At 65.5% G+C, this 16162-nt stretch carries 12 protein-coding genes; 7 read left to right on the top strand and 5 right to left on the bottom strand.

Features of this window, described 5'->3' with window-relative positions; genetic code table 11:
* Positions 1–102: 102 nt before the first annotated feature.
* Complete coding sequence (gene gyrB, locus C0V78_RS11650; RefSeq protein ID WP_101797867.1) at positions 103–2643, top strand: DNA topoisomerase (ATP-hydrolyzing) subunit B; 2541 nt, start codon at positions 103–105, stop codon at positions 2641–2643.
* 2 nt (positions 2644–2645) lie between these two features.
* Positions 2646–4352 (top strand): bifunctional UDP-sugar hydrolase/5'-nucleotidase, encoded by a 1707-nt coding sequence (locus C0V78_RS11645; protein WP_101798340.1) that lies wholly within the window; start codon positions 2646–2648, stop codon positions 4350–4352.
* A 3-nt stretch (positions 4353–4355) separates the two neighbouring features.
* Here C0V78_RS11645 and C0V78_RS11640 read toward each other — a convergent pair whose 3' ends face one another.
* The 4 genes from C0V78_RS11640 to lgt are packed head-to-tail and all read right to left on the bottom strand — an operon-like array spanning position 4356 to position 7645.
* Entirely contained in the window at positions 4356–5147 is a 792-nt protein-coding gene (locus C0V78_RS11640; RefSeq protein WP_101797866.1) for a DUF1295 domain-containing protein, read from the bottom strand.
* A complete protein-coding gene (locus C0V78_RS11635; protein ID WP_254049902.1) occupies positions 5068–5694 on the bottom strand; it encodes a lysophospholipid acyltransferase family protein in 627 nt (208 codons plus the stop codon). The genes C0V78_RS11640 and C0V78_RS11635 overlap by 80 nt, the downstream gene beginning before the upstream one ends.
* Positions 5695–5741: 47 nt before the next feature.
* Positions 5742–6791, bottom strand: a complete 1050-nt coding sequence (locus C0V78_RS11630) for a class I SAM-dependent methyltransferase (protein WP_101797864.1) — start codon at positions 6789–6791, stop codon at positions 5742–5744.
* Positions 6788–7645 carry a prolipoprotein diacylglyceryl transferase gene (gene lgt, locus C0V78_RS11625; protein ID WP_371514444.1) on the bottom strand — a complete coding sequence of 286 codons (858 nt, stop codon included), beginning with the start codon at positions 7643–7645 and terminating at the stop codon, positions 6788–6790. The genes C0V78_RS11630 and lgt overlap by 4 nt, the downstream gene beginning before the upstream one ends.
* 114 nt (positions 7646–7759) lie before the next feature.
* On the opposite strand from lgt, the gene C0V78_RS11620 reads away from it, so the two are divergent.
* The 3 genes from C0V78_RS11620 to infC all read left to right on the top strand — a co-directional run bounded on the left by C0V78_RS11620 (position 7760) and on the right by infC (position 12832).
* Positions 7760–9445: a class I adenylate-forming enzyme family protein gene (locus tag C0V78_RS11620; protein WP_101797862.1), complete on the top strand. Its 1686-nt coding sequence runs from the start codon at positions 7760–7762 to the stop codon at positions 9443–9445.
* Positions 9446–9464: 19 nt separating this feature from the next.
* Positions 9465–12218, top strand: coding sequence for a [protein-PII] uridylyltransferase (locus C0V78_RS11615; protein ID WP_101797861.1), 2754 nt, complete (start codon positions 9465–9467; stop codon positions 12216–12218).
* Positions 12219–12310: 92 nt separating this feature from the next.
* Positions 12311–12832 carry a translation initiation factor IF-3 gene (gene infC, locus C0V78_RS11610; protein ID WP_101797860.1) on the top strand — a complete coding sequence of 174 codons (522 nt, stop codon included), beginning with the start codon at positions 12311–12313 and terminating at the stop codon, positions 12830–12832.
* Between the two features lie 16 nt (positions 12833–12848).
* Here the strand turns inward: infC and C0V78_RS11605 are convergent, their stop codons facing one another.
* Positions 12849–13256: a VOC family protein gene (locus C0V78_RS11605; protein WP_101797859.1), complete on the bottom strand. Its 408-nt coding sequence runs from the start codon at positions 13254–13256 to the stop codon at positions 12849–12851.
* Between the two features lie 84 nt (positions 13257–13340).
* On the opposite strand from C0V78_RS11605, the gene C0V78_RS11600 reads away from it, so the two are divergent.
* Positions 13341–14744 carry a DASS family sodium-coupled anion symporter gene (locus tag C0V78_RS11600; protein WP_101797858.1) on the top strand — a complete coding sequence of 468 codons (1404 nt, stop codon included), beginning with the start codon at positions 13341–13343 and terminating at the stop codon, positions 14742–14744.
* A 57-nt stretch (positions 14745–14801) separates the two neighbouring features.
* Entirely contained in the window at positions 14802–16100 is a 1299-nt protein-coding gene (locus tag C0V78_RS11595; RefSeq protein WP_101797857.1) for a cystathionine gamma-synthase family protein, read from the top strand.
* The last annotated feature ends 62 nt before the right edge of the window (positions 16101–16162 follow it).

Below are 16162 nucleotides of genomic sequence, written 5' to 3'. Positions count from 1 at the left end.
CTTGACCCCCCGTGCGAAGCCTCGCGAAAAGACCACAAAGCCGCTGTGGATGGAAGGCCGAAAAGCCTTCCGATTCCGCGCCCCTGCACCTATATGCCAGCCATGTCCGAAAGCCCTGAAAACAAGCCCAACGCCAACAGCTATGGCGCCGATTCGATCAAGGTCCTCAAGGGGCTCGATGCCGTGCGAAAGCGCCCCGGCATGTACATCGGCGATACCGATGACGGATCGGGCCTGCACCACATGGTCTTCGAGGTATCGGACAACGCCATTGACGAGGCGCTGGCCGGCCATTGCGACCTGGTCCTGATCGAACTGAATCCCGACGGTTCGGTCAGCGTCGAGGATAACGGCCGCGGCATCCCGACCGACATTCACGCCGAAGAAGGCGTTTCGGCAGCCGAAGTCATCATGACCCAGCTGCACGCGGGCGGAAAGTTCGAGAACACCAGCGAAGACAATGCCTACAAGGTTTCGGGCGGCCTGCACGGCGTCGGCGTCTCGGTGGTCAACGCGCTGTCGGAATGGCTGGAACTGACGATCTGGCGCGACGGCAAGGAGCACTGGATGAAGTTCGCCCATGGCGATGCCGTGGGGCCGCTGATCGTGCGCGGTGAAGCGCCGATCGCTACCGAGGGCGGGCGCAAGGGCCAGCCCAAGAAGGGCACCCGCGTGACCTTCCTCGCTTCTACCGACACGTTCAAGAACGTCACCGAGTTCGATTTCGACAAGCTTGAGCACCGTTATCGCGAGCTCGCCTTCCTCAATTCCGGCGTACGCATCCTGCTGCGCGACAAGCGGCACGAGGAAGTGAAGGAGCATGACCTGTTCTACGAAGGCGGCATCGCGGCCTTCGTGAAGTGGCTCGATCGCAATAAGCAGGCGCTGCTGCCCGACCCCATCGCGATCAGCGCGCAGCGCGACGGCATCGGCATCGATGTCGCGCTGGAATGGAACGATTCCTATTACGAAAACGTCCTGTGCTTCACCAACAATATCCCGCAGCGTGACGGCGGCACCCATCTCGCCGCGTTCCGTGCCGCGCTGACCCGTACCCTCAACGGCTATGCCGAAAAGTCCGGCTTGCTGAAGAAGGAGAAGGTGAACCTTACCGGCGATGACATGCGCGAAGGGCTGACCGCCATCGTCTCGGTCAAGCTGCCGGACCCGAAGTTCTCCAGCCAGACCAAGGACAAGCTGGTTTCCTCCGAGGTTCGCCAACCGCTCGAAAGCCTGATGAGCGACAAGATGACCGAATGGCTCGAGGAAAACCCGGCCAACGCCAAGGCGGTGATCCAGAAGATCATCGATGCCGCCGCTGCCCGCGAAGCCGCCCGCCGCGCTCGCGAGCTGACCCGCCGCAAGGGCGTGATGGACATCGCCTCGCTGCCCGGCAAGCTGGCCGACTGCCAGGAACGCGATCCGAGCAAGTGCGAACTGTTCCTGGTCGAGGGTGATTCCGCAGGCGGTTCCGCCAAGCAGGGCCGTGATCGCCATTACCAGGCGATCCTGCCGCTGAAGGGCAAGATCCTGAACGTGGAACGCGCCCGGTTTGACCGCATCATCGGTTCGAAGGAAGTCGGCACGCTGATCCAGGCCATGGGCACCGGCATCCGCGACGAGTTCAACATCGACAAGCTGCGCTACCACAAGATCGTCATCATGACCGACGCCGACGTGGACGGCGCGCACATCCGCACCCTGCTGCTTACTTTCTTCCATCGCCAGATGCCGGAAATCATCCGCAACGGCCATCTCTTCATCGCGCAGCCGCCGCTTTACAAGGTCGCCAAGGGCCGCAGCGAGGTCTACCTGAAGGACCAGGCCGCGCTTGACCGCTATCTGGTGGAAGCAGGGCTGGCCAACCGCTTCCTCGAAACCCCGGGCGGTACGCGCGGCGGAGCGGAGCTGGAAGGGCTGGTCGAACATGCCCTGCGCCTGCGCGCCCTGATGGGCTTTGTGCCGCGCAAGTACGATCCGGCCGTGATCGAGGGCCTGGCCCTGGCCGGCGCGCTTGAGCCGGACCTTGATGCCGCCGGCCGCACCGCCGCCGTTGCCCGCGCTGCCGAATGGCTTGGCCGTGGCGACCGCGAGGCCGTGTGGCGCGCAGCCCTGCGCGAGGATGGCTCGGTGCTGGTCGAACGCGTGTGGCGCGGCGTAACCGACGCCTACCCGATCGACGCCAGCTTCCTCGTTTCCGCCGAAGCCCGCAAACTGGCGCGGATCGCTGCCGAACAGGCAGAGGTCTATTCCGGCATTGCCCGACTGGTCCGGGCTGGTGCGGCCGAGCCGGAGCCCGAAACCGAAACCGCCGAACCCGGCGCTGGCGACCAGGCCGAAATTCCGGCCCGTGCCGTTGCCGGCGACGGTTCGATCACCCGCCCCTCGCAGCTGCTGGATGCCGTACTGGCCAATGGCCGCAAGGGCCTTTCCATCGCCCGCTACAAGGGCCTGGGCGAAATGAACGCGGAGCAGCTCTGGGAAACCACGCTCGATCCGGACAACCGCATCCTCCTGCAGGTCAAGGTGGAAGACGCCGACGTGACCGACGAGATCTTCACCCGCCTGATGGGCGATATCGTCGAACCGCGGCGCGACTTCATCCAGGAAAACGCGCTCAACGTCGCCAACCTCGACGTGTGACGATGCGCAGCCTGCGTCCGTTCGCCGCGCTCGGAGCCACCCTGTTGCTCGCCGCCTGCGCGACGAGCGGCAGCAGGCCGGCAGCAGGCCCGGTGGCGGTGCGAATCGTCGGTATCAACGATTTCCACGGCAACCTCGAGCCGATCGGACGGCCCTTCACCCTGGTATCGGCGGACGGCACGCAGGAGAAGGTGCAGGTCGGCGGCGCGGCGGCGCTTTCCGCCGCGATTGCCCAGCGCCGGCGCAGCGATCCCGATACGCTGGTGATTTCCGCCGGCGACCTTATCAGCGCCAGCCCTCTGATCTCCTCGCTGTTCCTCGATGAACCGTCGGTCAACGCGATGAATGCCATCGGGCTGGATTTCAACGCAGTGGGCAACCACGAATTCGATCGCGGCTGGCAGGAACTGCGACGCATGCAGGATGGCGGCTGCGCCCGGCTGTCGATCCGCAAGCCCTGTCAGGTGGAGCAGTTCAAGGGCGCGAAATTCCGCTTCCTCTCTGCCAACGTCACCACCAAAAGCACCGGGGAAACGCTGTTTCCCGCGGCCGGCCTGCGGACCATCCGCAAGTCCGGGGCCAAGGTGACCATCGGGGTGATCGGGCTGACGCTGAAGGATACGCCGAACCTCGTCACCCCCAGCGGTGTCGACGGGCTGGCATTCTCGGACGAGGCCGATGCGATCAACGCGCAGGTGCCAGAGCTGGTGGCCAAGGGCGCCGACGTGCTGGTCGTCGCCATCCATCAGGGGCTCTACAGCGAAAGGCCGAACGATGCGCCCGGCTGCGAGGGCATCAACGGGCCGCTCCTGGGCATCCTGTCGCGGCTCGATCCGCGCGTGAACCTTGTCCTGTCCGGCCACACGCACAACTTCTACGTCTGCGACTATGCGAAGATCGATCCCTCGCGCCCAATCCTCGTCACCAGCGCCGGCTATGGCGGCACCTTCCTTACCGACGTGACGCTGAAGGTCGATCCGAAGCGCGGCAAGGTCCTCTCCTCCGAAGCGCGCAACGTGCTGGTCCGCGCCGATGGCAGCACCACGGGCGGGATCGACCAGGCAATGGCCGCCTATGTCGCGCGCTATGCCGCAGCCGCGCGCGAAGTGGCGGAGCGGCCCGTGGGCAAGCTCTCCGCCGGTTCGGACAAGCCGGCTTCGACAATCGAATCGAGCTTCGGCAACCTGATCGCCGATGCCCAGCTTGCTGCCACCCGTCCGGCAGGCGCGCAGGTGGCCTTCATGAACCCCTCGGGCATCCGGGCCGGGATCACGCCTGCTGCCGACGGATCGATACGCTTTGCCGATATCTATGCCGCCCAGCCTTTCGGCAACACGCTGGTGACCAAGACGATGACCGGCGCGCAATTGCTGAAGCTGCTGGAACAACAGTTCGATGCAGATGGCTTCGTGCAATTGCTCGCACCGTCGCAAGGCTTTGCCATGCGCTACGACACGCGGCGACCCGAAGGCCAGCGCGTGGTTTCTGCGACGCTGGACGGCAAGCCGATCGATCCGGCCCGCCGCTATCGCGTGACGATGAACAGCTTCCTGTCTGCCGGCGGGGACAGCTTCACCATGTTCCGCGAAGGAACCGAGACGGTGACCGGCGCGGAAGATCTGGAAGCGCTCGAAGCGTGGATTCGTGCCGAGCCGGTGCGGCAGATGCCCCCGGTTGGCCGCACGAGCGACCTTTCGGTCGCGAACTGAGGCCTAGCCCCGCTTCGGCGGCCAGGGGATGAAGCCCGAGGTGCGCGCCACGTATTCCGCATAGCCGGGGCGGTTCTGCACCAGGCTGCGTTCCAGCAGCGGCTTTCCCGACCAGCGCGTCAGCGTGAAGGTCAGGAAGACCGGACCGATAAGCGTGCCAAGCGCCACACCCAAGCCAGCCTCCGCCGCCGCCAGCCAGATGCCCCACCAGACGCAGGCATCGCCGAAATAGTTGGGGTGGCGGGTATAGCGCCACAGGCCAGTATCGAGCACGCGGCCCTTGTTTGCCGGATCGGCGCGGAAGCGCGTCAGCTGCCAATCCCCCACCGTCTCGAACACCATGCCGATCAGCCACAGCGCCGCACCCGCCATGGCGAGCGTGCCGGCCGGCGCGATACCGCTGGCGGCGATGCCAGCCTGGGCGGGAAGGCAGGTAATCCAAAGCAGCACCGCCTGGGGCAGGAAAACCCGCAGCAAGGCGCCGCGGCCATAGCGGCCCGCTTCGCGCGCGGGGGCGAGGATCTTCTTGTAACGCGGATCTTCCCCGCTCGCCCGCCAGCGGATCAGCAGGTGCAGGCCAAGCCGCAGGCCCCAGATCACCGCCATGGCGGAAATCAGTCCGGCGCGCTGGCCCGGATCGCCCAGTTGCAGCCAGGCCGAGAAGGCGAGCAGCGCCATGCCCGCCCCCCAGACCGCATCGATGAAGGAAACATCGTCAATCCGCACCGCCAGCGCGCACAGCGCCAGCATGAGCGCGCCGATCAGCACGGCGTTGGTGAGCAGGATCTCGGTCATCGCTTTCGTCTCCGGCGGTAATCGCGGCCAGTTGCGGATGGCCTGGCAGGCGTTCTTCGTAAAAGGCGCGGATGCGCGCCATATCGGCGGGGTAATCGCCGGTCATCATCATTTCCGGGCCCAGCCCGCCGCGACGGGTGTTGTAATCGAGCCACCCCAGGACGATCGGCACCCCTGCGCCGACGGCAATATGATAGAAGCCCGATTTCCAGCGCCGGGCCTGCTTGCGCGTGCCTTCGGGCGCGATCACCAGCATCAGCTCGTCACGGGTGCGGAATGCCTCGATCATCTGTTCGACATAGTTCTGGCGCGATGATCGCACCACGGGAACCCCGCCCATTTCGCGCATGAAGCGCCCCATCGGCCAGCGGAAAAGCGTGTCCTTGCCCATGAAGCCGGCGTGCAGGCCCAGTTCGTGCGTGGCGCCGGCGAAGAAGATGAAATCCCAGTTGGTGGTGTGCGGTGCGCCGATGATGATGCAGCGCCGCGATTGCGGCCCGCCGCCTTCCAGCTTCCATCCCTGCAGGTGGTAGAAGAATAACAACACCGCCCGCACGCAGCGGGTGAAGATCGAATAGCGCGGTGTGCCTCCGGTCAGAAGCCCGCTCCATCGGGCCAGCGCGGCGCGGCCATGCCGAATACCTTGAACAGCAAACCCATCTGCCCCTCCCCGATCAGCCGGTCCATGGCCGATCGCACGGCCCCGGCATGTTGCGGCGCGAACTGGGCGAGCGCTTCAGCCCGGGCTTCGATCCCCAGTGCGCGCAACCAGCGGCCCTGCGGAACCGTGCCGAGCCAGCGGCACCCCCGCGATTCGACGATCGGGGCCAGCGTAGCAAAATCCACGTGCGCCGTAAGGTCCGCTTCTCCCGGTGCGGCGAAGGGATCGACCTTGCGGTGGGCGCGGACCGCCTGCAGCGTCGATCCGTCGCGGATCGTGTCAGTGCCGTAATCGATGAACAGCGCAGCGCCGCCCTGTTCGACCAGCCGCCCGGCGACTTCATAGACGATGGCGGCCGCTGCCGGGCAGGTTTCGATGATCGTCCCCTCCGCTGCCTCGCGGCGCGCCTCGGGCACGGCGGCATCCATCGGCATCTGGCCCGCCACGGGCAGGAACCGGCCCTGCTGGAAGCCCACCATCCGCTCGCGCCAGCCATCGCCCGTCTTCACCATCTGGCGTACCGGCAGGGCGTCGAGAAACTCGTTCGCCACCAGCAGGATCGGCCCCTGGAAGGGGACGGTGGAAAGATCGTCATGCCAGATCGCATCGGGCATGGTCGCGAGCTGAATATCCTTCAGCCGGGTGGACGTTTCGACGAAATGGACCCGCGGGGTCAGGCCATAGCGCTTCGTCGCGGCAAGCGCATCGCGCGCAAGCGTGCCGCGGCCAGGCCCCAGTTCGACATAGTGCACGGGCTCTTCCCGGCCGGCACGGATCCACATGTCAGCCAGCCACAGGCCGATCAGTTCGCCGAACATCTGGCTGATTTCGGGGGCGGTGATGAAATCGCCCGCCTCGCCGAACGGGTCCTTGGAGGCATAGTAGCGGGCGTTCGCCTCGGCCATGTAGTGCGCCACGCTGATCGGCCCGGAATGGCCGATCAGGCGTTCGAAAATGGCGGAAAGCGAAGCGTCCGGGGTCATTGCGGTGGCGGGGCAACGGTTCCGAGCGGGGGCCGCTTCAGGGCGCGAACAATGAAGAACACGCCAGCCAGGAACAGCGGAACGGTCAGCCACTGGCCCATCGACAACCCGGTCGACTGGGCAAAGGCCTTAAGCTGGGCATCGGGCTCGCGGAAGAATTCGACGACAAAACGGCCGAGCGCGATGCCCGCAGCGAACACGCCCGCAAGCAGGCCCGGGCGGAAGCGGGCGCGGGTGCGCCAGAAAAGGTACATCATCACCAGCAGCAGCAGCAGGCCTTCCAGCCCGGCCTCGTAAAGCTGGCTGGGGTGGCGCGCTTCAAGGCCGGCATCGGGGAATACGATCGCCCAGGGCACGTCCGGTCCGGCGGGGCGGCCCCAGAGTTCACCGTTGACGAAGTTGGCCAGCCGCCCGAACAGCATGCCGAAGGGCACGGCGACCGAGACGTAGTCAGCCACGCGCAGGAAGTTCAGCTTGCCGCGCCAAGATACCCAGGCAAAGGCGGCGACCACGCCGAGCAGGCCGCCATGGAAGCTCATCCCGCCTTCCCACAGCTTCACCAGATCGCCGGGGCTGGCCCACAGCTCGGGAGCGTAGAACGTGGCATAGCCAAGCCGGCCGCCGATGATGATGCCGAGCGTGCAATAGAAGAACAGGTCGTCGGCATGGCGCTGGGCAAGGGGGGCACCGGCCGTCTTGATCGCCTTCGAAGTGTGCCAATAGGCCAGGACAATGCCGGCCAGGTAAGCCAGGCTGTACCAGCGCAGCATGAAGAAGCCGAGATCGATCCCGCGCGTCAGCCCCAGATCGTCGAAGTAGATCGGCTGCGCCGCAGTGGTAAGCAATAGTGACAGCAAGGTGCCAAACCCCTAGAACCGGTTGCACAAATGCTTCTGGCACAGGCTGGCCCGAGAGGGAACAGGCTGTGGACAATGAAGGTTCAGCGGGAAAGGATGTAGCGGCGCACCATGCCGAGTGATCTCGACCTTACATTGCGCAAGGTGATGGATGGCCTGACCGCACCGGGGGCCATGCTGGAAACGGCCACGCAGGAGGTGCGCGGACAGACCTATACGGTGTTCCGCAACGCCCCGCCCAGCCTGCCCGCCCTTTTCGATGCCTATGGGTCGGCCCACGCGGCCAAGGACTTCATCGTCGACGGTGAGCTGCGGCTGACCTTCGGGGAAACCCTTGCCCTTGCCCGCGAGGTGGGGGCAGGACTGGTCAACCGCCATGGCCTGCAGCGCGGAGAGCGCGTGGGCATTGCCGCGCGCAATTCGGCAAACTGGATCATCGCCTACATGGGCGTGCTCTTCGCGGGTGGCTGCGTCGCGCTGCTCAACGGCTGGTGGACCGGCGAGGAACTGGCTGGCGGCATCCGGCTGGCCGATTGCCGCCTGATCCTTGCCGATGCCTCGCGGGCCGCACGGCTTGAGGCGATCGACCACGGCGGAGAGGTCTTGCTGTTTGACCACGGCGATCCGCGCGAAGGGCTGGCCTGCCTGCTCGGTTCGGGCGAGGCCACCCTGCCGGCTCTGCGCGGGGACGATCTTGCCACGATCCTGTTCACCTCCGGTTCGACCGGACAGTCCAAGGGCGCGGTATCGGACCATCGCGCCGTGGTGCAGGCAACGATCAACTTCGCCGCGCAGACGCTGATGCTTTACACGTACCACGCGGGGCTTGGCCAGGTGCCGGACCGGCAGCCCGCCGCGCTGGTGGCCGTGCCGCTGTTCCATGTGACCGGCGAAATCCCGCTGATGCTGCAAAGCATGATCACCGGGCGCAAGCTGGTGATCATGCCGCGCTGGGACGCGGTGGAGGCCATGCGGCTGATCGAGCGCGAACAGGTAAGCTATTTCATCGGCGTGCCGCTGATGAGCCACGAGATCGCCATGCATCCCGATCGCGGCAGGTTTGACCTTTCAACCTGCTTCCACTTCGCCGCGGGCGGCGCGCCGCGCCCGGCAAGCCATGTGCGCGCCATCCGCGATGCCTTGCCAACCGGCTATCCCATCCTGGGTTATGGGCTTACCGAAACCAATGCCGTGGGCTGCGGCAATTTCAACGAAAACTACCTCGACAAGCCCAACTCCACGGGCCCTGCGAGCAAGCCGCTGGTGGACCTTGCGATCCTCGACGATGCCCGCCAGCCGCTCGGCCCCGGTGCCGTCGGCGAAGTGGCGATCCGCTCGGTCTGCAACTTCCTTGGCTACTGGCGCAACGAGGAGGCGACCCGTGCCTGCCTTACCGAAGACGGCTGGTTCCTGTCGGGCGACCTCGGCTATCTGGACGAGGATGGCTACCTGTTCATCGTCGATCGCAAGAAGGACATCATCATTCGCGGCGGCGAGAACATCACCGCAAGCGAGGTGGAGGCCGCGCTCTACGACCATCCAGGCCTTGCCGAAGCAAGCGTGTTCGGCCTGCCGGACGAACGGCTGGGCGAACAGCCGGTGGCGGTCTACGTGACGCACCCCGGAGCCGACGTTTCCGAAGACGACCTGCGCGAATTCCTGGGCGCACGGCTCGCCGCCTTCAAGATACCGGTGCGTTTCTGGCGGGAATCGGATAGACTGCCGCGGCTCGGTACCGAAAAGGTCGACAAGCGCAGCCTCAAGGCGCGCTATGCGGCTCAATGGAACGGGCGCTGAATCTTTACGGACCCGACCCTTGACGTTTCAACGCATTGCCAACCAGCGCGCCATCATCGACCGGCGCGCGCTTGCCGCCGCCATTGCCGACAAGGTCGCCGAACAAGGGGCGGAGCGCGCGCGCCAGCGGGTGGTGGAACTGCTGCGCGAGGCGATGAAATCCGGGCGGGCGGAAATCGCCAGGCGGCTGGCTGAGAAGCCATCTGCCGGCAACGAATGCGCCACGGCACAAGCCTTCCTCGTCGACCAGCTGGTGCGGGTGATCCACGATCACGTGGTGGGCGATGTCTACCGCGCGAGCAACCGTTCCACTGGCGAGCGTATCACCGTGATGGCGGTGGGCGGCTATGGCCGGGGCGAGATGGCGCCGCATTCGGACGTGGACATTGGCTTCCTGACGCCCGGCAAGCAGACCCCCTGGTGCGAGCAGGTGATCGAGGCGATCCTCTATTTCCTGTGGGACCTGGGCCTGAAGGTCGGCCATTCCAGCCGCAGCCTCGATGACATGGTGCGCATGGGGCGCAGCGACCTGACGATCCGCACCGCGCTTCTGGAAGGGCGCTATGTCTGGGGCGATCAGGACCTGTTCGACGAGGCGACCCGCCGGTTCTGGGCCGAAGTCGTCGCCGGGACCGAGCGCGAATACGTGACCGACAAGCTGGTCGAGCGCAACGAACGGCACAAGCGTCTTGGCGACAGCCGCTACGTCGTCGAACCCAATGTCAAGGAAGGCAAGGGCGGGCTGCGTGACCTGCACACGCTCTACTGGATCGGCAAGTACATCCACAAGGTGCGCAGCGCTTCCGAGCTGGTCGATGTCGGGCTGCTGACGGCAACGGAATACCGCGCGTTCAAGCGGGCGGAGACCTTCTTCTGGGCGGTGCGCTGCCACCTGCACACCATCACCAACCGCGCCGAGGACCGCCTGACCTTCGACCTCCAGCGCGAGGTTGCCGCCCGCATGGGCTTTGCCGACCGCCCGGGCAAGAGCGCGGTCGAGCGGTTCATGCAGTACTTCTTCCTCCAGGCAAAGCGCGTGGGGGCCTTGAGCGGCCTGTTCCTGGCCCAGCTGGACGAGCAGTTCGCCCGCAAGCAGCCCAAGGGCCTGCTCGCCGGGTTCCGCGCCCGCTCGCGCACACTGGCAGGTGGCTGGCGCGTATTCGGCGGCAAGATCGACACGCCATCGGACGACTGGTTCGAAAAGGATCCCGTCCGCCTGATCGAGCTGTTTCACCTCGCCGATACGCACCGGCTGGAAATCCACCCTTCGGCCATGCGCCGGGCGGCCCGCGACGCCAAGCTGATCGACGCTGCCGTGCGCGCCGATCCGCGCGCCAATGCCCTGTTCCTTGACCTGCTGACCAGCCGCAATGACCCGGAAACCGTCCTGCGCTGGATGAACGAGGCGGACGTCTTCGGCCGCTTCGTGCCCGATTTCGGCCGGGTCAACGCGCAGATGCAGTTCGACATGTACCACCACTATACGGTGGACGAGCACACGATCCGCGCCATCGGCCTGCTGGCGCAGATCGAGCGGGGCGAGCGCAAGGAAGACCACCCTCTTGCCACCCGGCTGCTGCCGCAGATCCGCTCGCGCCGGGTCACCTATTGCGCGGTGCTGCTGCACGATATCGCCAAGGGGCGCGGCGGGGACCATTCGGTGCTTGGTGCCGAAGTGGCGCGCAAGCTTTGCCCGCGCTTCGGCCTCGATGCCGGCGAGACGGAACTCGTCTCTTGGCTGGTGCGCCATCACCTGATGATGAGCGACACCGCCTTCCGTCGCGATCTTGCCGACTGGAAGACGATCACCGATTTCGTCGAGGTCGTGCAGTCGATCGAGAACCTGCGCCAGCTGACCCTGCTGACGATCGTCGATATCCGCGCGGTCGGCCCCACCACCTGGAACAGCTGGAAGCGCCAGCTGCTGGGCGATCTTTACGAGGCGTCGGAGGAACGGCTGCGGCTGGGCCATGCGCAGCACGGCCGCAGCGAACGCGTGGCGCGCAAGAAGGACAAGGTCCGCGAGCTGCTGGGCAAGCAGGGCAAGCTGGTCGATTCCGTTGGCAAGCAACTTGGCGATGCCTACTGGATTGCCGAACCCGAAGACATCATCGCCTGGAACGTCCGCCAGCTTGAGGCATCGAAGGGCGCCGCGCTGCACGTGGCCTGCGAATACTACGCCGCGCGCGGGGCAACGCTCGTCACGGTGATCGCCGCCGACCATCCGGGGCTGTTCTATCGCATCGCGGGCGGCATCCACCTTGCCGGCGGCAACATCATCGATGCGCGCATCCACACCGCGAAGAACGGCGTGGCGGTGGACAATTTCCTCGTGCAGGATCCGCTGGGCCGCCCGTTCAGCGAAGGCGACCAGCTCAAGCGCATCGAAACGATGATTGCCGATGCCCTGGCCAACCGGGTGAAGCTGGTGCCGCGCCTTGCCGCCCGGCCACTTGCCCGCCCGCGCGCCGAGGCCTTTACCGTGCGCCCCGGTGTTGCCTTCGACAACAAGGCCTCCAACCGCTTTACCGTGATCGAGGTGGCGGCGCGGGACCGCCCCGCCCTCCTCAATCGCCTTGCCCGCGCGCTGTTCGAGGCGCGCCTGATCGTCCATTCCGCCCATATCGCCACTTATGGCGAACGCGCGGTCGACACATTCTACGTCACGGACCTGCTCGGCGAGAAACTGGAACACGCCGGTCGCATCAAAGAGGTGGAGGCAACCCTGCTCGAAGCTGCCGGTGAGGAAACCGTGGAAGTGGAAGCTGCATGAAATCGCCGCTTCCCCAAGGCGGTGATTCGCTTTAAGAGCGCGCCCAAAGAGCAATTACAGGAGATCAGACTATAGCTCCCCCACCCCGGCGCATGCTGCAGCCCCCAGTAAAGAGCGGGCCGCGCTACAATCACCTCATCCAGTCGGACAAGGTCCGCGTGATCGATGAGAACGGTGAAAACATTGGCGTCATGTACACCCGCGAAGCAATCGAGCAGGCGGCCGATGTCGGCCTTGACCTGGTAGAGGTTTCGCCCAACGCCGATCCGCCGGTCTGCAAGTTCCTCGATGTCGGCAAGTTCCGCTACGAGGCTCAGAAGAAGGCCAACCTCGCCCGCAAGACCCAGAAGACGCAGGAGATCAAGGAGATCAAGATGCGTCCGAACATCGACGATCATGACTATGATACGAAGATGAAGGCGATCCACAAGTTCATCGGCGAGGGCGACAAGGTCAAGGTCACCCTGCGCTTCCGCGGTCGCGAACTGGCCCACCAGCAGCTCGGCATGAACCTGCTGCGCCGGGTGCAGGAAGACACGGCGGAAATCGCCAAGATTGAGGCCTATCCCCGCATGGAAGGCCGCCAGATGCTGATGGTCATTTCACCGAAGTGATCCGGCCTGCCCCCGGTCAGCTGGCCGGGGGTTCCCACAATTCGATGGCGTTGCCGTCCGGATCATGGATCCGGGCGAATCGCCCGACTGCGGGATCGTCCCATTCGGCACGCCGCTCGGCCATGATGCCTGCCGCTTCCCGCCGGTCGACGAGGGCATCGATGCCGCTTACCCGCAAGTTGATCATGAACGCCTTGTCGGCGGCGAAGTAATCGCTGTCCTGCCGGAACGGGACGAAGACGGTATCCCCGCCCGCGGCCTTCCACGTCCACTCGCCGGCGGGCTCGCCGGTGCCCGAACAGCCCGCACCAACGCCCAGGTGCGCGCGATACCAGGCCGAAAGCCGCTCCGGATCCGGCGACCGGAAGAACAATCCGCCGATCCCCAGCACCCTTCCTGCACCGCTGCTGTCAGCCTCGCTCATCGGGTGGCTTCCCTTTCGCCTGTCAGGCGATAAGGCTAGGCCGGAAAGCGATTTTCACCAAGCGTGCAGTGCAAGGGGGCAGGAATGACGACGCGAAGGATCGGCTTCTGGCTTGGCCTGGCCGGTTTCATCCTGACCTTGCTGGTGCCGCCGCCCGGATCGATGCCCGATGCGGCATGGCCCGCAGCTGGCCTCGTCTGGTGGATGGCGGTCTGGTGGATGACCGAGGCGCTGCCGCTCTATGCCACGGCAATCCTGCCTTTCATCGTCCTGCCGCTGGTGGGAGTGGCCGATGCCAACAAGACGGCGTCGGCCTATTATTCGCCGATCATGTTCCTGTTCATCGCCGGCGCCTTCCTGGCCCTGGCAATCGAGCGGACCGGCCTGCACCGACGGCTGGCGCTGTTCATCATGGGCCTGGCCGGGGCAAAGCCGTGGCAATTGCTGCTGGGGGTGATGATGGCGACGGCGCTGCTGTCCTCAGTCATTTCCAACACCTCCACTGCCCTGATCATGATGCCCATGGCGCTGGCCATGCTGGCTGCGGGCGGCGTGAAGGAGGGCGAGACCGAGGGCATCGCCGGCGCCCTGCCGATGGGCATCGCCTTTGCCGCATCGATCGGCGGCCTCGGCACGCTGATCGGCACGCCGACCAATGCCATCGCCGTCGGACTGATCGACAAGGCACTGGGCGTGAAGATCACCTTCCTTGAATGGAGCATCTACGGCATGCCGATCGTGCTGATCGCCGTGCCGCTGGCCGCCTTCATCATCGCCCGTGTCCAGAACCTCAGGCATGACACCTTCGATCCGGCCGCCGCGCGCGCGGCTATTGCGCAGGCGACCATCTGGAGCACGCCGGAACGCAGGCTGCTGCCGGTTTTCGTGCTGGCAATGGGTGCCTGGATTGCTCAGCCCTGGCTTGAGGGGCTGTTCCCCAAGGGCGGCCTGACCGACGGCACCATCGCCGCCATTGCGGGCCTTGTCCTGTTCGTCCTGCCCGACGGGACCGGTCGCCCGATGCTGCTGTGGCGCGAAGCCAATCGCGCGCCCTGGGACGTGGTGCTGATGTTCGGCGGGGGGCTGGCACTGGCCATGGGCATGACCGAATCCGGCCTTGCCGCCTGGATGGGCGAGATGCTGCTGCCGCTGAAATCGGTGCCGCTCCCGGTGGTGGCACTGGCGCTGGTGGCCTTCGTCATCCTTATCACCGAATTTGCCAGCAACATCGCGACGGCCAGCGGCATCATGCCGGTCGTCGCGGCGCTGGTAGTGGCGCTGGGTGGCGATCCGATCCTGCTGGCCCTGCCGGCTGCGATTGCTTCCACCTGGGGCTTCATGTTGCCGGCTGGCACCGGGCCGAACGCGATTGCCTGGGGCACCGGGCACGTCGCGCTCGGCCGCGTGGTGAAGGCCGGGCTCGCGCTCGATCTTGCCGGTGTGTTCCTGATCGTCGGGGTGGTCTGGATGGTCCACGCGGTGGTCTGACGCGGGACGGGCAATTCCTCCTCGCCATGGCGTCGGGAAAAGGTTACACAAGAAACCATGTCCGTTCCCCCTACCCCCCGCCGCAAGCCCAAGGCCCAGGTCACCACGATCGGCGATCGGCCGCTCAAGCCTTCCACCCTGATGATGGGTCACGGCTATGACCCCACTTTGTCGGAAGGGTCGCTGAAGCCGCCGATCTTCCTTACCTCCACCTTCGCCTTTCCCAGTGCGGCTGAGGGCAAGCGGTTCTTCGAAGGCATTACCGGCAAGCGGCCCGGCGGGGCCGAAGGACTGGTCTATTCCCGCTTCAACGGCCCGAACCAGGAGATTCTCGAAGATCGCCTGGCCGTCTGGGACGGTGCAGAGGATGCGCTGGTGTTCTCCAGCGGGATGTCGGCCATTGCCACCCTGCTGCTGGCCTTCTGCAACCAAGGCGACGTCATCGTCCATTCCGGCCCGCTTTATGCCGCGACCGAGGGGTTCATTGCAAAGACGCTTTCGCGTTTCGGCATTGGCTATGTCGATTTTCCGGCCGGGGCCGCGCAGGGAGAAATCGAGGCGGCGCTGCAAAAGGGCAGGCAGCTGGCGGAAGATCAGGGCAGCAGGGTCGCCATGGTCTATCTGGAAAGCCCGGCAAACCCGACGAACGCGCTGGTAGACGTGGAGGCGGTAAATGCCGCGCGCAATGCAGTGCTAGGCGCCGATGTGCCGATCGCGATCGACAACACCTTCCTCGGCCCGCTGTGGCAGCAACCGCTGAGGCAGGGTGCGGACGTGGTTGTCTATTCGCTGACCAAATATGCCGGCGGCCATTCCGATCTCGTGGCAGGCGGGCTTTCGGGCGCAAAGCGCTGGATGGATCCGGTACGCATGCTGCGCAACACCATGGGCACAATCCTCGATCCCAATACCTCGTGGATGCTGCTGCGCAGCCTCGAGACGGTGGAACTGCGCATGACCCGCTCGGGGGAGAACGCGGCGAAGGTCTGCGCCTTCCTCAGGCAGCATCCGAAGGTGGAAGGGCTGGGCTATCTCGGCATGATCGACGATCCGGCGCAGGCAGACATCTTCCGCCGCCACTGCAGCGGCGCAGGCAGCACCTTTTCCGTGTTCATCAAGGGCGGCGAGGCAGAATGCTTCCGCTTCCTTGATGCGCTGAAGATCGCCAAGCTCGCGGTCAGCCTGGGCGGCACCGAAACCCTGGCCAGCCACCCGGCGAGCATGACCCACCTTTCCGTGCCCGACGAGCGCAAGGCGCAACTGGGCATCACCGACAACCTCGTGCGGATATCCGTGGGCATCGAGGACGCCGACGACCTGATCGCGGACTTCGAACAGGCGCTTGCCGCCGTCTGACAATTGGCGGGAGCAAACCGCTCCGGCGATTGGTGGCGCAGTTGACCCGGAAGAGGCAATCG

Source organism: Novosphingobium sp. TH158 (genome assembly GCF_002855555.1).
Taxonomy (GTDB): Bacteria; Pseudomonadota; Alphaproteobacteria; order Sphingomonadales; family Sphingomonadaceae; genus Novosphingobium.
The sequence above is the reverse complement of the archived record's forward strand: the minus strand, read 5'-3'. Positions and strand labels throughout refer to the sequence as shown.